The following is a 25385-nucleotide window of genomic DNA, read 5'->3' on the forward strand; positions in this document are numbered from 1 at the left end:
CCTATATATGAAAGTATTGGTTTAATCGTCTTATTTTATGCATCTCTGCCTAGAGTGTTTCTAGGTAATGGTAGGCGCTCATCGCAGCCAGCGCTCCATCACCAGCGGCTGTCACAATCTGCCGCAGATATGTTTCTCTAACATCGCCAATTGCGAAGACCCCAGGTATTTTGGTGGCCATTTTCTCATCGGTGTCAATAAAGCCATTGTCATTGAGAACTCCAGAGTTCTTTAAATAGCCAGTGTTAGGCAGATAGCCGATATAAATAAAGACTCCATCGGCGTCTAATTCCGATGCCTCACCGGTTTTGACATTCTTCAGCTTCACTTGAGTTACGCGGTTTTCACCGACAATCTCCTCAACCACGGTATCCCAAATGAAATTAATTTTATCATTGGCAAAAGCTCTTTTTTGGAGAATGGGGGCTGCCCGCAGCTGGTCGCGGCGGTGAATGATGGTTACCTGGGCTGCAAAGCGAGTTAAAAAAATACCTTCTTCCACAGCCGAATCGCCTCCGCCGACTACCACAACCTGCTTATTGCGGAAAAACGCGCCATCGCAGGTAGCGCAGTAGCTGACACCTCGACCAGCTAACAGTGTCTCACCGGGGACATTGAGCCTGCGAGGTTGAGTTCCAGTGGCAATAATAACTGCTTTTGCCGAGATTGTCTCTCCACCCGCTAGGACTATTTGCTTCTCACTGCCCTCAAAATTAACATCAACAATTTCTGCTTGCTTCCACTCAGCACCAAATTCCAGCATGTGCTCATACAAAAGCTCCGAGAGCTGGGCCCCAGTGATGTTCTTAAAACCCGGGTAGTTTTCAATCTCGAGAGTGTTCTGCATCTGTCCGCCGGGTAAACCTTTGTCAATCACGATCGTCTTCAGATTTGCCCTCCCGGCGTACATGCCCGCGGTCAAACCACCCGGTCCGCCTCCCAGTATTGCTAAATCATACATCCAAATCACTCCTATTCAACTAGTATCTGCTGAGAAGACTGATAAGTATTCAGCTTGATAGTAATCATTACCAAAAACAGACTAACTGTATTATAACAGTTAGTCTGTTTCTCTGCAACCAGGTCTATAGAAGCTGGATTTTGTCCTTCAAACCTGAAGATACCCAAACATTTCCTGATGAATCCATCATCACAGCCTCGTAACCGGGTAGATTCTCAATCAAATCCTGACCCCGCTCCCAGCCTAAAACAAAAATGGCAGTCGACAGAGCGTCAGCATCGGCAGCATTCGAACCGTAGATAGTGACACTGATCAGACCCTGTGCGGGATATCCGGTGTGGGGATTAAGAATATGATGATAGCGCACACCATCTGCTGTAAAATAGCGCTCATAATCACCGGATGTTACAATTGAGCTGTCTGCCATCTCTAAAATGCCAATCAGCTGAGTCGATATCCGGGGATGCTGCACTCCCACCCGCCATGGGCTGCCATCACTCTTGGCTCCGATGGTAGTGATATCTCCTCCAGCGTAAATCATGCCGGAGATAACGCCTGTCTGCTTCAGGACAGCAGAAGCCCGATCAACCGCATATCCTTTGGCGATACCACCCAGATCCAATACCATTCCTTTGGGAATTCGCACTTGGCTTGTGTTGGAATCAATCTCTAGGACGGTGTAATCAATTAAGGCTAATGCCTGATTAATTTCAGCTGGTGCCGGCACTCTATTATTACCGCCGCCGAAGTTCCATAAATCCAGCAGGGCGCCAATGGTAATATCAAAAGTGCCGCCGCTGAGGTTGCTGTAGTGGATGGCTTTCTCCAAAAGAGAGATTACTTCAGGTGCAACCTCAACCCAAATACCATCAGCATTATTGATCCGGGCAATATCACTGGTTTCAATATGCCGCGAGAAAAGCTGCTCCACGCGCGCCATTTCAGCAAAAGCTGCCGAAACAGCCGCTTCCGCATCGGGACCGGAAGCTCGAATCTCCACCGAGGTATCCATTAAAAAACGAGTTTGTTGAGCTGAAGTAATTGGCTGTGCCTGCAGCTGGCGGTTCTTAAGCCAAAATGCACCGATCATTCCACCGACTACTGCCAGCACCAGCACCGCAATAACTATCTTTTTATTCTTCATATAATCATCCTTCTGCTTAACTGGCCTTCTTCCGCTTAATAATCGGTTTGCCCTCCTGATACTCGATCGTGTTCACCGGACAGACCGCTACGCATTTGCGGCAGTTAATGCAGATTTCATAATCGATTTCAGCTAAATTGTCGGTAACAGTGATCGCATCCACCGGACATTCTTTTTCGCAGCGGCGGCAGGCAATGCAGCCAACCTGACACACTTTGCGAACTTCCTTGCCTAAGGCTAGAGAACGGCAGCGGATGTGAACACCCATTTCTTCACCGGCTAATACAATGATATCCCGGGGACAAGCTTTAACGCACTCGCCGCAGCCGGTGCATTTATCTTCGATGACAACCGGAAGGCCGTTTTCATTCATATACATCGCATCAAAAGGACAAGCTTTAACACAGGTTCCTCCACCGAGACACCCATAGGTGCAGCCCTTATCGCCGCCTTGGATCAGATTCATAACGCGGCAGTCCATAGGACCGCTGTATTCAGCTCTCTGCACTGCTTCTGCATGGCCGCCTTTGCAGAGTACCTGAGCTACTTTCCGCTGCGGAGCAAGGCCTGCTTCAGCCCCCATAATCTCAGCAACTTTTTCGGCAACATCGATACCGCCGACCGGACATCCGTTAACAGGAGCTTTGCCATCGGCAATTGCTTCCGCCAGGCTCCGGCAGCCAGCATAGCCGCAAGCGCCGCAGTTAATTCCAGGCAGGGCGATCTCAAGCTCTTCAACCTTCGGATCCACTTCTACCGCAAACTTCTTGGAAGCAACCGCAAGGCCGATGGATAAGAGCACCCCTAATCCACCCATACTCAACAAAGCCATCAGGCTGTTACTCAAATTGATTCACTCCTTCGTTATACCTAAATCATTCCGGCAAAGCCGCTGAAGGCAAGGGAGAGCAGGCCAGCAGTAATAAACGCAATAGCAGCACCCTTAAGCGGTTTAGGAATGTCGGCAAATTCCAACTCCTCGCGAATTCCTGCCATGAGCACCAGAGCAAGGGTAAAGCCTACCCCGGCACCAAGACCGTAGACTAAAGATTCTCCTAAGCTATAGCTGCGGAGCACAGCGTTAATTGCTAAACCAAGAACCGCGCAGTTAGTAGTAATTAACGGCAGGAAAATCCCCATCGCTTGATAGAGACCCGGGCTGGATTTGTGCAGGAACATTTCTACCAGCTGCACCATCGATGCAATAACCAAAATAAAGGACACAGTCTGGAGATATTCTAATCCGTAAGGAATCAAGATAAAATGCTGAATCAACCAGGAGGCAAGAGCAGCCATGACCATAACAAATGTAGTTGCTGCTCCCATTCCAACTGAGGTTGAAACCTGCCTGGAAACACCGATAAACGGACAGAGTCCTAAAAACTGCACCAGAACAAAGTTATTAACAACTACCGTACCGATAAACAGCAGTAAATATTCCACGTTCTCCCCTCCTAATTAGCAGTCTCTGCGCTGCGGGATTTGGTTCGCTCTGAAATCTTTGCACCGATAAAGTTCATCAGAGCCAGCAGACTGCCAACAGTAATAAACGCTCCCGGCGGTGATGTTAACAGGGCAATCGGTGTAAAGCCATCAGGAAGCACATTCATGCCGAAAACTGTGCCGGAACCCAAAAGCTCTCTAATGGAGCCGATTAAGGTTAAGCCCCAGGTAAAACCCAAGCCCATTCCCAACGCGTCAAATCCGGACCAAAGCACCGGCATCTTGGAAGCGTAAGCTTCAGCGCGGCCGAGAATAATGCAGTTAACTACAATCAAGGGAATAAATACGCCTAAAGAGGCGTGGAGATCGGGAGTAAAAGCCTCCATTAAATACTCAATTGTAGTTGAAAATGTAGCAATGATAATAATGTATGCCGGAATCCGCACCTCTCCGGGGATGAACCGCTTGAGCATACTTACCAGCAGACTGGAGCATACCAAAACGAATGTGGTTGCTAGGGCCATGCCTAAGCCATTCACTGCACTTGTAGTAACGGCTAAGGTGGGACACAGACCGATGGTTAACCGAAAGGTTGGATGTTCATCCCACAGTCCGCGGAGAAAATCTTTAACCATTTTATTCATTCTTAACCGCCTCCTTATAGGCTTCAAGAGCAAGAGCGTATTGCCCCTTAATTGCTGCAGTGACAGCATTGGAAGATACGGTCGCACCGGAAACCTTATCTATATCTTGTCCAACGGTTAGCGGATCATTAAGCCCTTTGCCGATAAACTGATTGCGGAAACTGGCATCTTCGATTTTACTGCCAAGATTAGGTGTTTCAGCGTGCTCTAAAACCTCAAGCCCGGAAATCAGCTCGGTGTTGTGATCAACCCCAACCATAATCTTTACGATGCCGCCGTATCCGGCTCCTTCACCCACAAAAGCAAAGCCCACAGCCTTACCGCTCTCATCCAATCCCTGGTAGAGCATGAGCGGTCCGCTGTCACTGCTTGGCGTGCTTCTTACAGTTGAACGGTCATCATCGATCCTTTCCGTGAGCTCTGCTTCAATCACATTAAAATCAACTGCCCCCGGCAGCACTGCCAGAATACTGCCCTCAAGGGCAGCGGCCCTATTGCGCTGAATCGGATCATAGGTAAAGTTATAAACCATCGACAGCACCAGCGCAGATGCCACTGCAATAATTGTCAGTACGATTACCTGCCTCATTGATGCCTTCATGCGTTTTTCACCCCTCGGCCATAAATCCGCGGACGTGTCCACCGATTTAATAATGGTGTCAGTGCATTCATCAGCAGAATGCTGTAAGTTAATCCTTCGGGTAAATTACCCCAGAACCTGATGATAACTAGAACCAATCCGCATCCAATCCCAAACAGCCAGCGTCCAACTGGTGTGATTGGCGATGTGACCATATCTGTTGCCATAAAAATAGCACCGTACAGCAGGCTGCCGCTTAAGAGCTGATAAATCACATCCTGACCAAACAGCAGCGAGAACACTGCAACTGTACCAATAAACCCAACCGGAATGCGGTAATCCAGCACACCACGGTAAAAGAGAATAATTCCGCCTAACAGAATTGCTAAAGCTGAAGTCTCACCCAGTGATCCGGGTACGGCTCCAAAAAACAGCTCAGAATATGAAGCGGCGTTACTCACCAGGGGTGTCGCATTTGTCACAGCATCGGTAAATGGCGCGGTCCAGGTTGTCATCTGGGTTGCAAAAGATGCTACCAATACAGCCCGACCAACCAGAGCCGGGTTAAAAGGATTGTAGCCTAAACCGCCAAAAACTTGTTTGCCGACTACAATCGCGATAAAACTACCAAACACAGCCATCCAGGTAGGCAGTGTCGGCGGCAGACTCAAGCCCAACAGCAGTCCAGTTACCAATGCGCTGCCATCAGAAACAGTAATGGGTTTGCGCCTTAAAGCCAAGAACAATGCCTCAGACCCAATCGCAGCGATTACACTGGCCAGCACCAGGCGAATACTGTTGAATCCATAAAAATATGTTGCTGCAGCCCACACCGGAATTAGAGCAGCTGCAACTGTCAGCATTATTTTCTGTGTCGTATCCTCATCACGCACATGAGGTGATGGAGACAGCACTAAACGTGTTCCTTCCACCGCATATCCTCCTAATCTATTAGCTAGTTTGGCGCCGCTTTGCTTCAACGATTTCCGTTTTTGCTACCCTAATCCAATCCAAAAGCTCCCGCTTCGAAGGACAGATATAGGTGCAGCATCCGCACTCGATGCAGTCCATCGCACCATAATCCTCAGCCTCATCCCACATACCGTTCATTGCAAACAGCTCAATCCGAACCGGCATGAGGTAAACAGGACAAACATCTACGCAGCGAGCACACTTGATGCATGGTATCGGCTCATACTGCTTGACCATTTTTTGGGAAAACACAAGAATACCGGAAACGCCTTTTACCATCGGCACATCCAGGTCAAATTGGGCTAACCCCATCATGGGTCCACCGGCGATTACTTTACCCGGTTCGCCTGTAAAACCTCCGGCAGCCTCGATAATCTCTCTAAACGGGGTTCCGATTCTCACCAAGAAGTTGTTCGGTTCTTTGATTCCATCCCCCGAAACTGTTACCACCCGCTCAATGAGGGGCTGTCCGGTTTTGCAGGCTTTAGCTGTTGCCCAGGCGGTTTCTACATTCTGCACTAAAACCCCGCACATTGAAGGCAGACCGTGCTCCGGCACTTCTCTACCGAGCACTGCTTTAATCAGCTGTTTCTCCCCACCTGCAGGATATTTCACCGCAAGGGCGACTACCTCGATCTGATTTGACCCGGCAAGCGCCTGCATTTTTCGGATCGCTTCCGGTTTATTAGCTTCAATCGCGATGATAATTTTCTCAGCGCCGCTGGCTTTCGCTATCAGTTTTGCGCCTAAAATCACATCTTCGGTATATTCTTCCATTACCCGCTGGTCAGCGGTTAGGTAAGGCTCGCACTCACTGCCGTTGATCAGGAGATAATCAATTTTGCAGTCAGCCGGCGTGTTCAACTTAACACTGGTTGGAAAAGCTGCACCGCCCAAACCGACGATACCGGCACTTTCTACTCTTTTTCGGATTTCTTCAGCTGAAAGCTGAATCGGATCATCGTGCCCGCTCATGGGAGCTCTGGCATCGCGGCCGTTGTTATCAATCACTACCGAGAGAACAGAGCGCCCATTGATTGTTGGCCTTGGTTCTACCGCTACTACTGTTCCGGAAACTGATGCGTGCACAGATGCAGATACAGCATGGCTGGCTCTGCCAATTTCCTGGCCCAGCAGCACTTCATCGCCTTTTTTCACAGTTGGCTCGGCGGGTGCGCCGGTGTGCTGCGTGAGAGGAATCACTACCTGCTGTGGGGCCGGCAAAACCTTGATCGGTTTATCGCTGGTGATATCTTTATTGTAATCAGGGTGTACCCCACCTCTAAAATTGAAAATTTTCACCATTACTCACCTCAAACGAGTTACTTTATTCACTTAAGACGTCTTGAAAACCCAACTGCCGCCACGCTTCATAAACAACAATTGCGACAGTATTGGCGAGATTGAGCGAGCGGGGATTAATCATCGGCAGGGATATGTGATAGTCAGGACAATCTCGAAAGAGCGCAGAGTCTATCCCCTTAGATTCACTTCCGAAAACCAAGCAGTCATCGGGCTGGAACTTGACATCTGTGTACAGCTTTTTGCCGCCCGTTTCCACAAAAAAAATCCGCTGGTGGGAATGATTCTGATAAAAAGCTTCCCAGTTGTCATGGATCTGCCAATCCAGCTTGTCCCAATAATCGAGTCCGGCCCGCTTTAAGTGCCGATCATCAAGAAAAAAGCCCAAAGGCCTAATCAGGTGCAGCCGGCAGTTAACAACCGCGCACAGCCGGGCGATGTTACCGGTATTTGCCGGAATTTCTGGTTCGAATAAAACAATATCCACTGAATCTAAATCCCCTTTGTATCCGCTATATTAAATTAAATCAATGTAATCGCCATGCTTAATTATAACGCAAGCTTTACATCTTCGCAATAGAATTCGGGTTATAATTTCACCGCGTAGCTGACATGCCACTGAAACTGTTTATTTTTCCAGACAATACCAACCTTAAAGGGATAGTCGACACCATCCCAGGATAAACTGAGACTTGGGTTGTTTTCAGTGCTCAGCGTCTGCCTGATACTGAGCGTGTCAGCAAATGTAAAGCTAATCCCGTAATCAAAGCGTTCGCCAATATGGTAGGTGCCAAACAGGCTGGTTTTGATCTGCGGATCAGAGCTGAACCCATAAGTAAGATTGAGAAATACCGGATGGGTGCCGAGCCCAACTTGGGCTTTGAGAATACCATCCTGCCGCAGCTCTATGTAAGGTTTAACGCTTAATGATGGTGAGCCCAAAATATTGGCTTCTGCTTCTACCCCGTATGCTCTGCTGCCGCTTAACCGCAGTAATTCACCCCGAACACCGAGCTTACCACTAGCCTGAGCATCAGTATATAGATCCGGACTGCCGCCATGAGCGCTCACAGCGTATTTAAGATTGCCGAGAAAAGCTTCCCTGCCAATCTCGGCATAGCCCAAGATAGTGGGGGTCTCGTTAGTTACAGCAATCATACCGGACGCATAATCCCGCTCGTAACCGACAAAACCAATCAACCGCCGCGCTTCAGCCTGCGCTTCAACGCCTGTATACCACTCGGAACCGGTATACCCCACAACCAACCCTGCTTGAGCACCAACTGTACCGGACCAAACCAGAACCGATATCAGAATTAACAGCAGACTGATCTTCTTATTCACCAGTATCCCTCCTAAAACTGCAACAGCGGAACATCGGGCATTTCTCGCAGTTCATCAGTTTCCATGCCCACATTAATCTCATATTCGGACAGGACTAAGCTGCCTAGGGATGTGCCATCCTGGAAGCTTTCCAGTTTGTAGGGGATGAATTGAGCATCGATCCAGATATGCTGCACCAAATCTTTAGGATCAACTTCGATGCCCTGCATCACAAGCACCGGCACCTGCTCATCTGTAACCGCAACAGCTACTACATACTCTAATCCGGCCTCGGTTTCCACAACTTCAATAATCTCACCAGCTAATCCTTCAAGGCTGAGGCTTTGCGTTAAGTCGTCAAGGTCAATGTTGATACCATACCCGGCTGCAGAAGCGGCCAGTGACTGCACAATAATCTGATTAAGAGCCGGCATGTACATCCTCATCTCGCTGTTTTCCATGTCGAGAAGCATAATCTGACCAGCAGCAATATCAGGAGCTAAAATCTCGATGCGGGTCAATTTATGCTCTTTACTGCCTTTGATACCCATCACAGTCCGGGTTTTCTGCCCCATCTGCACCATATCGAATTCAAGCACAAGGCGTGCATCCTCAATGCTCTTCAGCTTCTCCTCCACTTTGTCAGCTAATTCCTGGAAACTCAGCTCCTGGGCACCGGCCACAGCGCAGATACCCACTACCAGACTGCAAACTAAAATCAATACAGCAACTTTTTTCATAAAGGTCACCTTCCTTTATTTTTTATAGTTCTATTGAACTTGGCCGGGTCAACCTGATCGAATCATCCTGGCCTTGTTCGATTTCCGGATTTACCCGGGGTTTGCGCTCAATTACAAGCGGAATCGGGTCTTCCGTCTCCACAGCTTCCACGTGAGGCGGCACCAGCTGATAATACTTATCTGCTTCAGCCTTTAAAATTATTCCGGATGCCTGCCATGATATGACTTCTCCTCCGAGCGAATTCTCTAATGCATACCTAGTTATTTCTCCTACATAGCCTACCCACAGCTCAATCCCTTCGGGGCGGACCAGGTTGTAGGCAATTTTTCGGCTGTCCGGCGAAAACACAAGGTTTTGAATCGGAACCGGAGAATCGAGCTTCCACCGCTCGACCACCACACCGTGGCGGTTCCACAACCAAATATCCCAAATTTCCTGATCACAAACGGCAGCAGCGATCAGGGAACCATCGGGAGCAAAGGCCAACTCTGATACCGAGATTGACTCAAACCAGCTGACGTAACTGTTGTTCTGGCGGTCAAACAACGATTGACCATTTATCTGGAACCTGCCCAAAGGATCTGCGGAAACCGCAGGCAGTACCAGTTCGCACTCATTGATCAGCTTAGGCTCAGACCAAAACGAGCCTAAAGAGCTGAGGATCTGCTCGATTCTTGTATTGATATAGGGATGAGATCGATAAACATCGCCGCTGGGATGCTCCCCCTCGAAGACTATCAGATCAGAAAGAACGTGAACCAATCCCGCCGGATCGAAACCCGCTTCAACCAGATAGCGCAGAGCCCGCTGATCCGCCTCCAGCTCCGCTTCGCGGCTGTAGCCGGACTGAACAACCTCAATTAAGGCCTGGCTGGCAATATACACAGCAGCATTTTTGGGCACTTCCAGCACAGCTTTGCCCAGCTCCACAATGACACTCAAGCCCAACTGCCGCATTAACGCGTTAATGCCATGTTTCTGCTTCACATGAGCCATTTCATGGGCCAGCACTCCGGCAATCCGCTGTTCATCACTGCCTATGAGCTTTAACAGACCTCGGCTGACAAAGATAAAACCGCCGGGAAGTGAAAAGGCATTGGCATCATTGGAATTAAGCACAGTCAGTGAATAGTCATGGTCTAGATCATCCACTGCTTCGCTGACACGCTCAAATATTGTCTGCAGCCGCAGATGATCATGGAGGCGAACTTGAAACTCACCGCCATATGCCGCCGTTAACTGCTCCTTTGCCGATCTGCCCACAGCTCTCTCGATGTGGGCCATCAAACTCGGCTCAGCTGCGCAAGCCAGTGTTGAACACACCAAAAACATCATCACGCAGAAAACGACAGTTTTCACTGATCCACCTCCCAACGCCAGCTGTTGAGAATTAGGTCAAACTCTTCTCGGCTGTGATCAAAACTCGCTTCAGCATCGCTGAAACTTATGTTTAAGCCCACCTGCTCGATTACCACAAAAAAACGCTGTTCGCGGCGGGTCTTGCTGCCTCTATACTTGTATTCTATTACTGCAGCCTCAATTCCGTTGAGGTTCCAAAGTTCAGGATCTGCAATCAGCTCAAAATCCCGCAGTCCATACTCGGCACTGAAATGCTTCAGCACTCGCCTGCCGAATTCCCAGGGATCATCTAAACTTAAATCTGCAAAATATTCTATGTACAGGAGCTGATCATCTTCAGGGCCATAAAATACCAGCAGGCGTTCACTGCTTTCACCCGCCTGAAAAATCCATCCATTAGGAATTGTAAACATAAAACTCCCGTGCGGATCGATAAAATTAACATCGGCTTTAACCGCGCCAGATGTCAATAATAAAAGCAATAAGACCAAAAGCATTGTCCGCGCCTTATCCACTCGTACAGCCTCCTAACAGGCAAAACTTGGCTAATATTGATCCATTCTGCAATCTAGAATTCAAATCCTGCCCGCTTAAACAATTCGCAAATGGACATCATATGCTTGAGGTGGATCTGAATGGACAAAAAATTAAAATGGATCTTGGCGGGGGTTTCCGGCGCAGCCGGATTGTTTTTCGGTTCGCGCATGCTCGCCCACCAGCTGGTCAAAAGTATGGGACAGATCTTTACAACTGATCCTTACCATGAGAATATCGCTGAAGCATTTTCCGCTGCGTACCGGGTTGGCATGCAGAATATCTGGGAGGCCAATCTGCGGGCAGAATCGGGTGCGATCATCAGCCGCCCCCTCGGTTCGCCCCGCAAGTTCCTCAACTTCAACGGGCTCGCGTTCAGCCCGGTCTTCTTATCCAAACTGCCGACACCTTTAAACACTAAAATTGAGACCAAAACAATTATCGGCAAAAACTGCCGCAAGCCGCTGATTCTGGCGACCCCAATCATAATTTCCGGAATGGCTTATGGAATCGCCCTCTCCAAAGAGGCTAAAATGGCTTTAGCCCAGGGTTCTGCCTTTGCCGGAACCGCCACTAACACCGGTGAAGGTTTGTGGCTGCAGGAAGAGCGGGATTTAGCTGCCAACCTGATTATCCAGTACAACCGCGGCAGCTGGAGTAAGGATCCTAATATTCTCAAGCAGGGTGATATGATTGAGATCCAGCTTGGTCAGGGAGCAATCGCCGGAGTCAGCCAATACTCTCCCGCCAGCAGTCTGCCGAAGAACCTCAGAAAACAGCTGAAATTGCCTAAACATAACGACCTGATCATCGGGCCTTCGCACCAAGAACTGGCGGAGAAAGACGGACTGAAAAAGCTAGTAAACCGCCTCCGTGAGATCACCGGCGGCGTGCCTATTGGTGTTAAGCTCGCGTTCCATAATAGTATTGAGCGGGATATCGACATTGCTGTTGATGCCGGAGTTGATGTGCTGGCGCTGGAAGGCACGCAGGCCGCTACCAAGGGAGCCGCACCAATTCTGGAAGATGATTTCGGCCTGCCGACAATCATTGGACTGTGCCGAGCAGTTGAACATCTTGAGCAAATCGGAGCGAAAGATCAAGTCAGTCTCATCGCATCGGGCGGCTTTTTTACACCGGGTGACATGCTCAAAGCACTGGCCTTAGGGGCGGATGCAATCTACATAGGTTCGATGGCCTTGTTTGCCATGACCCACACCCAATCATTTAAAGCGCTTCCGTTTGAACCACCGACCCAGGTCGCCTGGGCGAGAGGTAAATACGCTAACCGCCTCAACTGGAAAGAAGGCGCCAAGTCAGTAGCGAAGTACATCACTTCCTGCACATTAGAGCTGGCAGAAGGTGTGCGGGCATTAGGCAAAACATCTATTCATGAAGTTAACCGCTCCGATCTGGTCTCGCTAGATGAAACCACCGCTGCTGTTACAGGCATTCCTACCGCTTGGAGCAAGGAACTTGTCAGCCAGAAACAATATGGATTTTAACCTTCGGGTAGCAGGAGTAGTCAAAGAGCAGAAGCTGCTCCTCTGCTTCCGGAACTGGGTTCCACGGATAGATCCGGTAAGCAAACCGCTCTAAAGCAAAACGTTTGTTTAACTCCCTTGGGGAGAGTCCCAAGGGTTCAAGCTGGGGCAGGTAGCGGTAAATTTCACCACTTCTGATTAACTCGCGACCGACTTCGGTTGTACTTTCGCCCTTTAGCCAATCAGGCACTGCTCGCTTCTGCTCATGGGCGCAGAAATCAAACCGGAGATAATCCCGGAGCACCGGATCGCTGTCGCCCATCAGGTCCCACAGCAGCCGATACAAATTAAACAGGCTGTGGGAAACTAGGTGGTAGCCCTTTGCTTTCCATTTCTCAGCTAGTTCAGAAAAGAATTCAAACGGACGCACCTGATTTCTGGCGATCAGGTAATCCAGACTGCTTGAAAAGCGGCCGGAGTTATACAAGGTTTCCACCAAACTCTCAATGATTTTGAGAAAAGCTAATTCCTGATAGCTGATGCTGTCCGTCTTAAGCACTTCATAAGGAGCTTTTTCGGTATAAAGGCAGCCAAACTCCCTGGTTCTCTGCCGCAGATGGGAACCTTTTAAAAGCTTTAAGAAGCCGAGCTGAATTTTCGTGGGCTTAAGCTGAAAGACATAATCAAAAGAATGTCCGAAGCGCTCAAATGATTCCTCGGGCAGACCCGCGATTAAATCTAGCAGGAAACGGACTTTAGTGCGTTTTCTCAGCTTCCGGCAGTTTTCTGCCAGCTTGTCCAAATCAGTGGTTCTGCCGATCCCCCGTAGGGTGGCAGGATTAGTTGACTGGACACCGATCTCAAACTGCAGTCGGTTGTACGGAGCTCGCTCCAGCAGCTGAATCATTTCTTCAGTAAGCAGATCGCCGCCGATCTCCAGCTGAAAGCGGGTGGTTGTATCAAGTTCAATCATAAATTTTATCAGTTCATAAGCCCGCTTTGGATCGCAGTTAAAGGTGCGGTCCACAAAGCGGATCTGCTCAATTCCCAGCTGAGACAAGCGGGTCAGTTCTTCTTTTACTTGTTCCATGGGAAAATAGCGCACCTTTCCGGTACGGGATGATAGGCAGAACTCGCACCGGAATGGACAGCCGCGGCTGGCTTCGTAGTATACGATTTTATGCTCTACTTCATTTAGGTGATCCTGGTAAGCTCCCGGTACTTTCTTCAAGTCCATAACCATGGTGGGATTGCTGATGACCGCATTCTGACTCCTGTACACCAAACCAGGAATAGAGCTTAACTGCTCTAACGATGGCTCGTTCGTTTTCTCCAAGATCTTTAACAGCTGGCAAAAGGGTTCTTCCCCCTCTCCTGCCACGATATAGTCAATTTGGGGATAGGCTTCCATCAGCGGCTCATAATCAAAGGAAACTTCCGGTCCACCTAACAGAATCACTACATCGGGCAGCACCTTCTTAATATCAACAATTAATTCCAGTGTCTGCTCAATGTTCCAGATGTAACAAGAAAACCCCAAAACATCGGGGTTTTGGTCCACTAATTCTGAAAAAATCAGGGACAACTGCTGATTGATATTATACTCGACAGCAGTCAGCTGGGGAAAGTCCTGTTCGCAGTAGGCCCTAAGATACCGCAGGGCCAGGTTATGATGGGTATATTTAGCATTTAAGGTTGTCAGTAAAACCTTCATTGAACTACTTCCTTTACTTTCTGTACTCACACGTCGAAGCACGAGCCTCCCAGAAACTCCTTTAAAATTGAGTTGCAGGGAATGCCATCTTCGCTGGGCATGGGTTTAAAATAGCTTAATAATCGGAGCAGGCGCTGCGCAGTCGGGCAAGCCGCTTCATCAGTGCCGATCGCTGTTAGGAGAGGCTCTGCGTACTTTTTCAAAACCGCCAGCTCATAATCCATGGCTGAATTAAACATCACATCCGCATCTTCCTGGAATGGGAAGATGTGTTTTTCTTCACCCCTTCTCACTGACGGCCAGCGATAAATCGTATCCAGCGCGGGTTGGGATCGAAACTGATGATCCCTGATAATGCGGCGGATTAAGCGGGCATCTGTGGTGGGAATCCGGGTGTGGTCATCGATGTTGATCTGGGTAATGGCGCTGATATAAATCTTGAATTTGCGCCCTTTGGGAATCGCCTCAGTTAATTTATCATTTAAGCCGTGAATTCCTTCAATAATAATTGGCTGATCCGGTCCAATCTGCAGCACCCGGTTGTTCCACTCCCGCTCACCTTTGTGGAAATTATAAATAGGAATGTTAACCGCCTCACCTTGAATCAGTTTGGACAGATGCTCATTAAACAGCTCAATATCAATCGCTTCTAAAGCTTCGAAATCGTAATCGCCGTTTTCATCCCGCGGTGTTTGATCGCGATTGACGAAGTAATCGTCTAAGCCAATCACAACCGGCTGGAGGCGGTTGATGCGCAGCTGAATGAGCAATCTTTGGGCAAAGGTGGTCTTACCGGACGATGATGGGCCGGCAATCAGAACTATCCGCAGGCGGTCCCGATCTGCAGCAATCTGATCCGCAATACCGGCAATCTGCTTCTCATGATACGCTTCGCAGATGCGAATTAAATCGCCGTACTCTTGGGCGGCAATCAGATCATTTAGTTCTGCCACATTGCTGATGCTGACGCTTTTGCCCCACTTTTCGGTTTCGTAGTAAACATTGGCCAGCTTGCCGTGCTCCACATACTCTGGAATCACCACCGGATTTGACTGCTTAGGAAACTCTAGGATAAATCCAGGCAGATAAAACCTCAGCTTAAACAAGAGCAGCAGACCGGTGGTAGGCACAAACACATCAGCAATCGTATCATAGTAATCGTCGATGCTGTGAACTACCACATTTTCATCAGGAAGCTGGCTTAACAGCTTAACTTTGTCCTTGAGACCCTGCTTTTTGAAGATCTCGATCGCTTTATGGCGCGGCAGAACATGCTTAACAAAAGGCTTGTCAGCCATGATGATCTCCATCATCCGCTGCTCGATTTTGATCACATCAGATTCGACTAAGGGCTGCTCAGCGGTGATCTCACCGTACAACCCATTGCTTAATGCGTGCTCAATATGGACGCGACAGCCGGGCAGTACTTCCTTGGCAGCTTGGCACAAAACAAAAACTAGACTGTTGCGGTAAACACGCATTCCATCATCGGTTGTTAAATCAAGCAGCTCCACATCGCAGTTTTGTTCCAACTGCCAGTCTAAGCTGCGGAGCTGATTGTCCACATAGGCTGCTGTTACTTTGCCATAAACATTCTGCAGTTTAACTAGTTCCGATAAGGAGGTTCCTCGTGGCACAGTTACTTCACCGTTTGGCAGTCTGATACTAACCGTTCTATCCACTTACCTCACCCTCACTTAAAAAATGATACCAGTTCTTACCTATTATTTCTCCATTGTGGAGATAATACCCTTTACAGCCAGCCGCAGCAGGACATTAAAGGCAAACAGAGAATAGGATAGTATTTCCAAGGAGGTATTGTCATGCAGATTAATCAAGAAAGACTCGTGAATGAATTTCTTACCTTAGTGCAGATCGACAGCTTTGCCGGTGAGGAGCGGGAAATCGCTGACTATCTCATCAAGCAGCTGAAAGATCTGGGTTTGGAAGTAACTGAAGATAACGCTGGTGAAACTATCAACGGCAATGCTGGCAACCTGATTGCAAGGCTTCCCGGCGATGAGCAAAAGCCAACGATTATGTTCTGCGCTCACATGGACCGGGTTGCGCCGGGGAAAGGCATAAAACCAATAATTGATAACGGGATTATCAGAAGCGATGGCACCACCATTCTGGCAGCCGATGACGCAGCCGGGATTGCAGCAATCTTAGAAGCAGTCCGCGTTATTAAGGAAGCGGGGATTAATCACGGCAGCCTGGAAGTGGTCTTCACGATTGCGGAAGAAGGCGGATTGTTCGGCGCCAAGGCTCTAGACCGCTCCCAGCTTAAAGCGGAGTTTGCCTATTTCCTCGACAGCAATGATCAAGTTGGTACAATTATCAACCAGGCTCCTTCCCATCAAAACCTCGACCTGACTTTCTACGGCAAAGCAGCCCATGCCGGCGTCAGCCCCGAAAAAGGTGTCAGCGCCATCAAGATTGCGGCCGAGGCGATCGCTGCCATGAAGCTGGGTCGAATCGATCACGAAACAACTGCCAATGTGGGCATCATTAAGGGCGGCGCGGCTACCAATATTGTTCCGGAACTGTGCACCGCCAACTGCGAAATTAGATCTTTGGATCCAGAGAAACTGAAAAACCAGGTAGATTCCATGATTGCAGCAGCTCGTAACGCGGCAGCTAAATACGGCATGAAAGTCGACATCCACCTGGAAGACTCTTATCCGGCGTTCAAGATTCCCGAGGCCAGTCCGGTAATCCAACTGGCGATGAAAGCTGCGGAAGCCATCGGCGTAACACCGCAGATCAGAGGCACAGGCGGCGGCAGCGATGCCAGTGTTTTAAACGGCAAGGACCTGCCTTCTGTAGTCTTGGGACTCAACTACAAGGATGTGCACAGCACCAATGAGTCCATCGCGATTGCGGACTTGGTTAAAGCCACTGAACTAGTAATAGCGATTATCGAGCATGCTTAATCAGCATGCTCATATTTTTAATGTTTTCCAGCTGCCGCGGCGGAAGCGGCTCCACATCAGAATGGAGCGGTAGTAAAGATCCACACCCATGGCGATCCAAGCTCCGATGAGACCAAGATCAAGCCACAGGGATAATATCAGTGTCAAACCTACCCTCACCACCATAAACCCGGTAAGGGTAATCCAGAGAATGCCGCGGGTATCGCCTGCTCCTCTCAGTCCTCCCGCAAAGACCATCTGAGCAGCCAGAGCGGGCTGGCTCACCGCCACAATCCGCAAGCAGACGCTGGCCAGAGCAATTACCTCCTGGTCAGGCGTAAACAAGTAGACAATCTGCTCGGCAAATAGAAAGAAGACTACACCCATAATTGACATAAACACTACTGCCATTTTACTCGCTCGATAGCCGAATTGTTCCGCTAATTCCGGTTTATCTGCGCCGAGATACTGCCCGACTAGGGTAGTCGCCGCCAGAGCGAAGCCGAAACCGGGATTAAATGAAATCGACTCTGCGTTTAGGGCTACTTGGTGGGCAGCGTAAGCCACGGTGCCTAATGAAGCAATAATCATGGTATAAAACAGCTGGCCGATCCGCATTGAGCCCTGCTCAACTGCTGCCGGCACACCGATCTTGAGAATACGCTTCACTATTTCTCGGTCAATTCTAATGGGCAGGCTGAAGCTGACCTTGATATTGGGATTCCTGTATAAACTAATCAATGCCAGCACTCCGCCAACTGTCTGGGCCGCAGCTGTTGCGATCGCTGCTCCCTGCACTCCTAATACCGGGAAAGGACCGATGCCGTAGATCAGGAAGAAGTTCCCGATAATATTAATGATATTCACAATGGCTGTTATCTGCATCGGCGTTTTGGTATCACCCGCTCCCCGCAGAGCGGAGTTGATTAGGATCAAGCAGTAATTAAAAGCGAGGGCTAAGCTGACAATGGCAACATAATCGCTGGCTAAACCAATAACCTCCGGTTCAGTGCTGCGGAACAAAAAGCCGAGCACAGCATCTCCAAAACTAAGCACTACCGCACCGGAAACAACAGCAATAATCACAGCTAGGATTACTGCCTGCTTTGCAATTCTACCAGCGATTTCAAACTCACCAGCTCCTACATGCCGAGCTACTAGCGCAGTGTTTCCGGTACCGATTGCGCTGAGAATTGTGGACAGCAGCATCAACAGCTGATTAGCTAACCCGACTGCCGCTAAGGCTTGAGCTCCCAGTCTGCCTACCATCGCGGTATCAGCAAGGCCGACCGTGAGCTGTAGGAGCATTTCCACAATTGCCGGCAGAGCTAGAGCCAAGACAACTTTATTGTGACTGCTGGGTTTGATCTGCGCTTCCATTGCTTCACCTCTAAATCTGACGCAAATAATAACTAGTCCGACACCAATGGGATCGGACTAGCGGGGAGGGATATTTATGCGTGTTTATAAGCATTATACACCATTAGGACTGATTTTGCTAGCAGAGGAAGAACAGCGTTTTGTTAAAATCTGGCTCGCAGATTCTGATGAAGAGCAGGCTCATCGCCGAAGCCCCCTTCTGCCTCAGCCCTACGCATCTGATCTGGACTTATATTTTCGAGGTGAAACGGTAGAATTTAACTGGCCTCTGAAATTAGTCGGAACTCCATTTCAAAAACGGGTTTGGCAGGAACTTTTACAGATTCCCTATGGAAAAACTACTACTTATAAACAGCTTGGTGAAAAGATCGGAACCAAGGGCTACCGCGCTGTAGGACAAGCGGTAGGGGCCAATCCTCTGATCATTGTCGTACCCTGCCACCGGGTTCTGGCAGCAAGGGGTTTAGGCGGCTACAGCTGCGGACTTGAGATGAAACAGTCACTCTTAAGGTTAGAAAAGATATTACGTGAGGAGAGAGCTCGCTAAACTGCGGGCTTCTGCAAGCTCCTCATCAGTCGGTACCCACTGCACGGTATAGGCCGGAGCCGCCAATTCGATGCCAGCAGCCTGCAGCTTACCCTCAATGGTTTTGGCTGCGCCACCTGACCATCCCTGGGAGCCGAACGCAAAGCCAAATTTGCCGCCTACCTTTAAGCCAACCAGCTCATCGAGAAGCGGCGAGACTGTTGTCAGGGTATTGTTGTAGTAGGTTGGCGAGCCGATAAATACTCCTTCTGCATCATGGATCTTGGTCACGATCTCATTATGATCCGATTTGGAGATCTCGAAGATAATGCCCCGCCAACCTGCGTCCGTCACTCCTTCCAGCAGAGCGTGGGCAAGCTTAGCGGTGCTTTCCCACATCGTATCGTAGGCAATCACGATCCTCCGCTCCGCTGTCCCCTGCGCCCATCTTTGATAAGCCTCAATGATTACTTCCGGATTCCGCCAAATAAACCCATGGCTGGGGGCAATCATATCGATTTCCAAACCCAGCTCTCCAATTTCCTCCAGCTTCTTCAGTACCAACTTAGAAAAAGGGTTGAGGATATTGGCGTAGTATTTCTGCGCTTCCATCAGCACCAAACCCAGATCTGCCTGATCAGCAAAGCGGACATTAGCAGCGTAGTGCTGTCCGAAAGCGTCATTTGGCAGTAGAAGTTTCAGCTCAGGAATGTATGTAAACATGCTGTCGGGCCAGTGAAGCATCGGAGCTTCGATAAAGCTGAACGTGTATTTACCGGTGCTGATCGTATCTCCAGTTTTGACAACCGTAATATCATAATCCCGGAAAAACAGCTTTTTAATACCCCGAACCGCATTAGCCGTCGCATACACATTGGCATTAGGGGCAAGCCGCATGATCTCGGGAAACGCACCGATGTGGTCTGACTCGATGTGGTTAATAATGATATTATCAATTTTAGCGGGATCGACAATCTCTGCAATATGGCGGATCAATTCCTGGGCAAAAGGTCCGTAGACTGTATCAACCAGGGTAATCTGCTCATCCACAATTAAATAGGCGTTGTAAGTAGTACCGCGGGGAGTGGAATAGGCCGGTCCGTGAAAAGTGCGGATGTTCCAATCTACGGCGCCTACCCAATAAACATCTGGTTTAATTACCACACTAGACATATTTACTCACCTTTCTGTTCTTAGTCCTAGTATCCGGTATAGTGTTGGTAATTAAAACCGTTTTTATGAATTAAGCCAGAAGCAAAAAAAGACAGCGGGAGAAGTCCCGCTGCCGTAAGTTTTTGCTTTTATTGACCTAAAAGAGGATGCCCTTCTACAAAAGCGTTGAGGTATTCTTCCAGATTGGTGTAGCCATCTCCGGTCCGGTCGTAGTTCCGGTCGGCTGGATCAAAGGGATCTAAACCGTGGTAGATCTCCCACATATCCGGCATACCGTCTTGGTCAGTATCGACCGCGGGAAGCACCGAATTCATGATGGGGAATCCGCCTACTTCGCTCTGACGGAGAATCACTTTACCGGTTCCGTTGATCACATCATTAATGATCCGCTCATCAACTGCATCGCGGCGTGGGAGCGATGCACCAGCGTGAGCCAAAACTTTAGCGTATGCTTCCTCGGCGGTATCGATAGTCATGGGAGCAGATGGATAGGGAGCATCCACTCGCATTGCCGATTTGATTACACCGCGCCAGTTATCCTGAGTTACTGTTTCGCTGCCTTCCATGACGTTACCAGTAATGTAAACACGTACATCATCTCCATCCGGATCAAGCAGCTGAGCTCTGACGTTGGAACGGGTTTCCGGTCCTGGTTTAAAATAGTTGCCGATAAAGTTAATGCGGCCTTGCGAACCGGTGTAAACGCTCCGCTCTCTCCAGTTGTAAATCACGTTATTGTTAAAGTCCACGATGTCTCCTAGATAAGCCAGTTTCGGATGACGGGTTTTGTTGCTGTAAATCAGGTTGTGGTGGTAAGTTGCCCGGGGACCCCATAAACCAACTGCTGAGTGGTTCACCCAGTTCAAGCCCTCTCCGAACATGCAGTACTGGACAGTGATGTCGGTGTTATCATAACTGGAGAACACCTCATCTGTTCCCCAGCTGACCGACAAGTGATCAAGGATCACGTTAGAGATATTGCGGTCAACGTTAAGGGCATCAGAACCAGTTAAGTCGCGCCTGTCGCCCAGCCTGAAGCGCAGGTAGCGAACAATTGAGTTGCTGCCGCCAATTAACGACGGATAATCCGCAACAGTAATTCCATCCCCCGGCGCTGTCTGCCCAGCGATCGTAATGTTCGCTGCGGTTCGCAGCTGGGAGTTAAGCCTGATCGTTCCCGATACCGCAAACACCACAGTGCGGTTTGGCTTGCTGACTGCATCCCTGAGAGAACCGGGACCGCTGTCCCTGAGATTTGTAACGATATATACTTCGCCGCCCCGACCGCCTGTGGCCGATGCGCCGCGTCCTTCTGCTCCCGGGAACGCGGGTACAGACTGGGTCGGCTTCACCGGTGTCGGAGCCGCTAGACTTAAAGCTTTAGTCTGCTCGCTGTTAGGAGCAATCCTGACCAAGGCCTCGCCTGCTGCCTGTTTCAGATCAGAATCGGCAGTTTGGTATACCTGCACCAGTGCCGGAACAGCTGCTTCGGCATCAGAACCTACTGCCTGCAGTACGCGCACAGCGTAAAGCTGAACTTCAGGATCGCTGCTGTCCAACAGCGCTGCGATCATTGTGATCAGCTCGCTGTCCGCTTTAGCACCGTTGGCCAGCGCTCCCGCGAGTCTCCAGCGAAGAGCCGGTTCTAATTCCGCCAGTCTATCGAAATTAGCTTTCAAATGAGCGAGCGCGGATGTTCCCGCTGTTTCGACAACTCTTACCGCCACTAGACGCAGTTCTGCGTCAGTATCAGTGGCAAATAACAGCTCGGCAAAAGCAGCAACAGCTTCCGGACTGTGGGGTACAATCTGCTCTAAAGCCCGGGCAGCCAAGAGGCGGTTGTTAGTTTCTGTTTCGGCATTAACCAGTACCGCTACCAGTCCCGGAACAAACCCTTCCAGATTATGCTCGCTGCCAAGTTCCAGACCTCTGACTAAATCCGCTAAGCGGCCGACCGACCGCAGTGCCAGAGCTTGGACGCTGCCTTGTGATTCGCTAATTTTCGCCTCGAGCAATTTAAAGATTTCAGCGTTAATATCGATCGGTTCTTTCTCCTCCTGCGGCTCTTCTTTAGCCTGCTGCTGCGCTAACAGCGCCTGGAGAATCATCTCCCGAGTCACCTTTTGGGCAGGTACTACTACTTTTTTATCTTCAATAATAAAGTGAGCAATTAAATCGGCTGTTTTATCGACAACTGCCGGTTCGAAGCTGTCCGCTGCCAAAAGCGCAAACGTCTCATCAAGAATTGCGATTAGATCATGGTCCTGATCAAAAAGTTTGCGCAGCATTTCCAGCTGACCAACTTGGTAGTCCACTTGATCGTTTAACAATTCCACAAACAGCTCTGGGATTGACAGATCAGGCAGTTCTAAAATTGCATCGATCGCTTCGATGCGGATTGACTGCTCGAATGTAAGAGAAGTCTTTAAAATCGGCAGGGTGTCAAGATGATTGATCTCCCGCATCACTTTAACGACATTCAACCGCTGGGGTATGTAAGCGTGAAACATCCAGCGGTTAGCGATTGCATCGGCTAACACCGGCACCGCATCCGGACCCATTGCAACAAAGTACTCAAATGCCTGCTCGTTCTCTGTTCCCAATAAATTCACCCATTGGTCAACAGTTAAGTCTTGACCGCTGACCACAGCTGCAGCGCTTAGGATGCACAGCGCCACAACCAGCACAGTTAAGTGCTGTCTTCTTAGTTGTTCAAACACTGCAGAGTCCCTCCTTAGTTTTTTAACTTATTAATTATTCCAGCTCAGCTGATCAAACCCTGCAGAAAATAACAGTTTATTAACTAAAAAAAGATCATGTGCAGATTGTCGATCCACACATGACCTCTAAACTCGGTGATTGTTTATGGACGATAGGAGCTCTTTAGATGCACAATGCGGTTGAAAACTAGATTTTCTTTCGATCCTAATCTGCTGTCGAGCACATAGAATCCGTTCCGCAAGAACTGATAATGGGTAACGCCCTGATCAATAAAGTCAAGAAGTGACGGTTCAATTACCGAGGTAAAATCCTGCCGCGAGTTAGGATTGATGGACTCCAGCAGACGATCCTCTTCCGGCGGATTTAAGAACAGCGGCTCGTAGTGGCGAATGGTGCAGTTGAGCCCTTCCTTAGCGCTAACCCAATGGATTGTCCCCTTAACTTTGCGGCCTGTAAAGCCAGATCCACTCAGCGTTTCTGGATCGTAGGTGCAGTGCAGCTCCACAATCTCGCCGTTTTCATCTTTGATTACTTCATCGCACTTCAGGTAATAAGCGTGTTTTAACCGCACTTCCCTTCCCACGGCTAAGCGATTGTACTTCTTCGGAGGATCTTCCATAAAGTCTTCCCGCTCGATATACAGCTCGCGGGTGAAGGGCACTTTCCGGGTTCCCATATCGGTTTTGTAGTTATTGTCAGCTTCCAACCACTCCACTTTGTTCGGATCCATATTGGTGATCACAACTTTAATCGGATCCACCACTGCCATCAAGCATGGACTTTTTTCTAGTAAATCCTGGCGCACGAAGTATTCCAGCATTTCTACATCAACGGTGCTTTCAGTCTTGGGAACACCGATCTCATTTAAGAAGGTAAAAATCGCGTCCTGGGTGTAGCCCCTGCGGCGCATACCTTGAATTGTGGGCAGCCGCGGATCATCCCAGCCCTCGAGATAGCCGCTGTCAACCAGCTGCTTTAGATACCGCTTGCTGGTTACCACACCGCTGATATTCAATCTGCCAAACTCAATCTGCTGCGGCAGGCGGTTGGGCAGATCTAGATTATCCAGAACCCAGTTGTACAGCTCCCGATTGTTAACAAACTCATTGGAGCACAGCGAGTGGGTAATGCCTTCAATATAGTCTTGAATCGGGTGGGCAAAGTCATACATCGGATAAATGCACCACTTATTTCCGGTCCGATAGTGCTCGGCATGAATGATGCGGTAAATTACCGGATCCCGCATAACGATATTTGGGCTGGCCATATCAATTTTTGCCCGCAGAACTTTTTCGCCTTCTGCGAATTTACCAGCCCGCATCTGCTCAAACAGCTCTAGATTCTCTTCAACTGAACGATCCCGATAGGGACTGTTTTTCCCCGGCTCAGTCAGGGTACCCCGGTATTCCCTAATCTCGTCTGGGGACAGATCACAGACAAAGGCTTTACCCTTTTTGATTAAGTAAACAGCGTATTCATACATCTGGTCGAAATAATCGGAGCCATATAGAACTTGGTCCCCATAGTCGATGCCCAGCCATTTAAAATCATCGATAATTGCATTAACATAAGAAACATCTTCTTTCAGCGGGTTAGTATCATCCATCCGCAGATTAAAGCGGCCTTGATACTTTTGGGCAATCGAGTAGCTGATGTTGATCGCATAGGCGCTGCCGATATGCAGAAAACCGTTCGGTTCTGGCGGGAAGCGGGTTGCAACCTCCTCCAATCCATTTGCCACATCATCGGCAACGATTTTGTCAATAAAATTGCTCGGCTTTAGATTCATCTATCCTCATCCTCTCACTGCTGACATCTATCTATGCTGGTTAGCTTTGGAATGGTTAATACCTTTATTTTATCACTATCAGAACTATAAATACAAGCCGTTCCCACCGCTTACTACCAATAAAATACACTTATTAACAGATAATGTCAAATTTCCTGCAGGAACATGTAGGATTTTGTCGAATGGTTGGGTATTAAATTTGTTTGTATCCCGCAAAGGAGGAATAGCCGTAATGAAAACCCGCATTCTGCTCATCGCAGCCCTCGCTGTACTGCTCACCGGATGTTTCGGCGCGCTGCAGCCTTCCCTGGATGTCTCAATCTCGCCAAATCCACTCAAGTTTAAGTATGGTGAAACGTCCAAGGAAGTTACTCTGACGCTGACCACTAAAGGGGTTGGCAAGCTGACGGTTGACAAAGCTGTACTGCTGATTGTTGACCCAGATGGGGAAACTGTTTGGGACGCCGAGTTCGAAATTGATCAGTCAAGCTTGGTTATTCCCGGAGTTAAAGTGCCCCACACTGAGAAAATCGATCTTCCGGAAGAGCTGACTTATCCCAGTGAAGACCTATATAACCAAGAGTTGAAAGGTAAAACCTATAAACTGATTATCACGATCACCGGCAGCATGGACGACCCGATCGTAAAGGAATTTGAAGTGGTTTTTGAATAAAGATAAA

General features: G+C 49.0%; 23 protein-coding genes. 4 read left to right on the forward strand and 19 right to left on the reverse strand.

Features of this window, described 5'->3' with window-relative positions; translation table 11 throughout:
* Positions 1-49: 49 nt before the first annotated feature.
* The 13 genes from trxB to GX019_07360 form a co-directional block, all read right to left on the reverse strand.
* Positions 50-961 (reverse strand): thioredoxin-disulfide reductase, encoded by a 912-nt coding sequence (trxB, locus tag GX019_07300; protein ID HHT36969.1) that lies wholly within the window; start codon positions 959-961, stop codon positions 50-52.
* A 124-nt stretch (positions 962-1085) separates the two neighbouring features.
* Entirely contained in the window at positions 1086-2105 is a 1020-nt protein-coding gene (locus tag GX019_07305) for an FAD:protein FMN transferase (protein ID HHT36970.1), read from the reverse strand.
* A gap of 16 nt (positions 2106-2121) precedes the next feature.
* The gene (locus GX019_07310; protein HHT36971.1) at positions 2122-2937 is read right to left on the reverse strand and encodes an RnfABCDGE type electron transport complex subunit B; all 816 of its coding nucleotides are present in this window, start codon (positions 2935-2937) and stop codon (positions 2122-2124) included.
* A gap of 38 nt (positions 2938-2975) precedes the next feature.
* Entirely contained in the window at positions 2976-3548 is a 573-nt protein-coding gene (gene rsxA, locus GX019_07315) for an electron transport complex subunit RsxA (GenBank protein ID HHT36972.1), read from the reverse strand.
* Between the two features lie 11 nt (positions 3549-3559).
* Complete coding sequence (locus GX019_07320) at positions 3560-4192, reverse strand: electron transport complex subunit E (GenBank protein ID HHT36973.1); 633 nt, start codon at positions 4190-4192, stop codon at positions 3560-3562.
* Positions 4185-4793 (reverse strand): RnfABCDGE type electron transport complex subunit G, encoded by a 609-nt coding sequence (locus GX019_07325; GenBank protein ID HHT36974.1) that lies wholly within the window; start codon positions 4791-4793, stop codon positions 4185-4187. The genes GX019_07320 and GX019_07325 overlap by 8 nt, the downstream gene beginning before the upstream one ends.
* Complete coding sequence (locus GX019_07330) at positions 4790-5704, reverse strand: RnfABCDGE type electron transport complex subunit D (protein ID HHT36975.1); 915 nt, start codon at positions 5702-5704, stop codon at positions 4790-4792. The genes GX019_07325 and GX019_07330 overlap by 4 nt, the downstream gene beginning before the upstream one ends.
* A gap of 19 nt (positions 5705-5723) precedes the next feature.
* A complete protein-coding gene (gene rsxC / locus GX019_07335; protein ID HHT36976.1) occupies positions 5724-7049 on the reverse strand; it encodes an electron transport complex subunit RsxC in 1326 nt (441 codons plus the stop codon).
* A 22-nt stretch (positions 7050-7071) separates the two neighbouring features.
* Complete coding sequence (locus GX019_07340) at positions 7072-7533, reverse strand: tRNA (cytidine(34)-2'-O)-methyltransferase (GenBank protein ID HHT36977.1); 462 nt, start codon at positions 7531-7533, stop codon at positions 7072-7074.
* Positions 7534-7634: 101 nt separating this feature from the next.
* Positions 7635-8390, reverse strand: coding sequence for a hypothetical protein (locus GX019_07345; GenBank protein ID HHT36978.1), 756 nt, complete (start codon positions 8388-8390; stop codon positions 7635-7637).
* Between the two features lie 11 nt (positions 8391-8401).
* Positions 8402-9109, reverse strand: a complete 708-nt coding sequence (locus GX019_07350) for a hypothetical protein (GenBank protein HHT36979.1) — start codon at positions 9107-9109, stop codon at positions 8402-8404.
* Positions 9110-9131: 22 nt separating this feature from the next.
* Positions 9132-10469: a M48 family metallopeptidase gene (locus GX019_07355; protein HHT36980.1), complete on the reverse strand. Its 1338-nt coding sequence runs from the start codon at positions 10467-10469 to the stop codon at positions 9132-9134.
* Entirely contained in the window at positions 10466-10984 is a 519-nt protein-coding gene (locus GX019_07360) for a hypothetical protein (GenBank protein ID HHT36981.1), read from the reverse strand. The genes GX019_07355 and GX019_07360 overlap by 4 nt, the downstream gene beginning before the upstream one ends.
* A gap of 120 nt (positions 10985-11104) precedes the next feature.
* On the opposite strand from GX019_07360, the gene GX019_07365 reads away from it, so the two are divergent.
* Positions 11105-12508, forward strand: coding sequence for an FMN-binding glutamate synthase family protein (locus GX019_07365; protein ID HHT36982.1), 1404 nt, complete (start codon positions 11105-11107; stop codon positions 12506-12508).
* Here GX019_07365 and GX019_07370 read toward each other — a convergent pair.
* Both GX019_07370 and GX019_07375 read right to left on the reverse strand, forming a co-directional pair.
* The gene (locus GX019_07370; GenBank protein HHT36983.1) at positions 12483-14201 is read right to left on the reverse strand and encodes a B12-binding domain-containing radical SAM protein; all 1719 of its coding nucleotides are present in this window, start codon (positions 14199-14201) and stop codon (positions 12483-12485) included. The genes GX019_07365 and GX019_07370 overlap by 26 nt on opposite strands.
* A gap of 26 nt (positions 14202-14227) precedes the next feature.
* Complete coding sequence (locus GX019_07375; GenBank protein HHT36984.1) at positions 14228-15883, reverse strand: nucleoside kinase; 1656 nt, start codon at positions 15881-15883, stop codon at positions 14228-14230.
* 141 nt (positions 15884-16024) lie between these two features.
* Between GX019_07375 and GX019_07380 the strand changes: the two genes are divergently transcribed.
* On the forward strand, positions 16025-17137 hold the full coding sequence (locus GX019_07380) for a M20/M25/M40 family metallo-hydrolase (GenBank protein HHT36985.1): 1113 nt from the start codon (positions 16025-16027) through the stop codon (positions 17135-17137).
* A gap of 9 nt (positions 17138-17146) precedes the next feature.
* On the opposite strand, the gene GX019_07385 is transcribed toward GX019_07380, so the two are convergent.
* On the reverse strand, positions 17147-18496 hold the full coding sequence (locus tag GX019_07385; protein ID HHT36986.1) for an MATE family efflux transporter: 1350 nt from the start codon (positions 18494-18496) through the stop codon (positions 17147-17149).
* A 76-nt stretch (positions 18497-18572) separates the two neighbouring features.
* Between GX019_07385 and GX019_07390 the strand changes: the two genes are divergently transcribed.
* Positions 18573-19043 (forward strand): methylated-DNA--[protein]-cysteine S-methyltransferase, encoded by a 471-nt coding sequence (locus tag GX019_07390; GenBank protein HHT36987.1) that lies wholly within the window; start codon positions 18573-18575, stop codon positions 19041-19043.
* Here the strand turns inward: GX019_07390 and GX019_07395 are convergent.
* From GX019_07395 to GX019_07405, 3 genes are all read right to left on the reverse strand, one after another.
* The gene (locus GX019_07395; GenBank protein HHT36988.1) at positions 19020-20195 is read right to left on the reverse strand and encodes an MBL fold metallo-hydrolase; all 1176 of its coding nucleotides are present in this window, start codon (positions 20193-20195) and stop codon (positions 19020-19022) included. The genes GX019_07390 and GX019_07395 overlap by 24 nt on opposite strands.
* 128 nt (positions 20196-20323) lie before the next feature.
* A complete protein-coding gene (locus tag GX019_07400) occupies positions 20324-22915 on the reverse strand; it encodes a hypothetical protein (GenBank protein HHT36989.1) in 2592 nt (863 codons plus the stop codon).
* 143 nt (positions 22916-23058) lie between these two features.
* Complete coding sequence (locus GX019_07405) at positions 23059-24705, reverse strand: glutamine--tRNA ligase/YqeY domain fusion protein (protein ID HHT36990.1); 1647 nt, start codon at positions 24703-24705, stop codon at positions 23059-23061.
* Between the two features lie 232 nt (positions 24706-24937).
* Here GX019_07405 and GX019_07410 point away from each other — a divergent pair, with 232 nt between their 5' ends.
* Positions 24938-25378: a hypothetical protein gene (locus GX019_07410; GenBank protein HHT36991.1), complete on the forward strand. Its 441-nt coding sequence runs from the start codon at positions 24938-24940 to the stop codon at positions 25376-25378.
* The last annotated feature ends 7 nt before the right edge of the window (positions 25379-25385 follow it).

This window comes from Bacillota bacterium, from assembly GCA_012837335.1.
Lineage (GTDB): Bacteria > Bacillota > Limnochordia > Darwinibacteriales > DTU012 > DTU012.

Bases quoted from the DNA above. Each gene is read 5' to 3' on its own strand.
- GX019_07370 (HHT36983.1), bottom strand. From the start codon at position 14,201: ATGAAGGTTTTACTGACAACCTTAAATGCTAAATATACCCATCATAAC.
- GX019_07410 (HHT36991.1), top strand. From the start codon at position 24,938: ATGAAAACCCGCATTCTGCTCATCGCAGCCCTCGCTGTACTGCTCACC.
- GX019_07390 (HHT36987.1), top strand. From the start codon at position 18,573: ATGCGTGTTTATAAGCATTATACACCATTAGGACTGATTTTGCTAGCA.
- GX019_07350 (HHT36979.1), bottom strand. From the start codon at position 9,109: ATGAAAAAAGTTGCTGTATTGATTTTAGTTTGCAGTCTGGTAGTGGGT.
- GX019_07325 (HHT36974.1), bottom strand. From the start codon at position 4,793: ATGAAGGCATCAATGAGGCAGGTAATCGTACTGACAATTATTGCAGTG.
- GX019_07365 (HHT36982.1), top strand. From the start codon at position 11,105: ATGGACAAAAAATTAAAATGGATCTTGGCGGGGGTTTCCGGCGCAGCC.
- GX019_07310 (HHT36971.1), bottom strand. From the start codon at position 2,937: ATGGCTTTGTTGAGTATGGGTGGATTAGGGGTGCTCTTATCCATCGGC.
- GX019_07320 (HHT36973.1), bottom strand. From the start codon at position 4,192: ATGAATAAAATGGTTAAAGATTTTCTCCGCGGACTGTGGGATGAACAT.
- GX019_07405 (HHT36990.1), bottom strand. From the start codon at position 24,705: ATGAATCTAAAGCCGAGCAATTTTATTGACAAAATCGTTGCCGATGAT.
- GX019_07305 (HHT36970.1), bottom strand. From the start codon at position 2,105: ATGAAGAATAAAAAGATAGTTATTGCGGTGCTGGTGCTGGCAGTAGTC.
- rsxC (HHT36976.1), bottom strand. From the start codon at position 7,049: ATGGTGAAAATTTTCAATTTTAGAGGTGGGGTACACCCTGATTACAAT.
- trxB (HHT36969.1), bottom strand. From the start codon at position 961: ATGTATGATTTAGCAATACTGGGAGGCGGACCGGGTGGTTTGACCGCG.
- GX019_07395 (HHT36988.1), bottom strand. From the start codon at position 20,195: ATGTCTAGTGTGGTAATTAAACCAGATGTTTATTGGGTAGGCGCCGTA.
- GX019_07385 (HHT36986.1), bottom strand. From the start codon at position 18,496: ATGGAAGCGCAGATCAAACCCAGCAGTCACAATAAAGTTGTCTTGGCT.
- GX019_07380 (HHT36985.1), top strand. From the start codon at position 16,025: ATGCAGATTAATCAAGAAAGACTCGTGAATGAATTTCTTACCTTAGTG.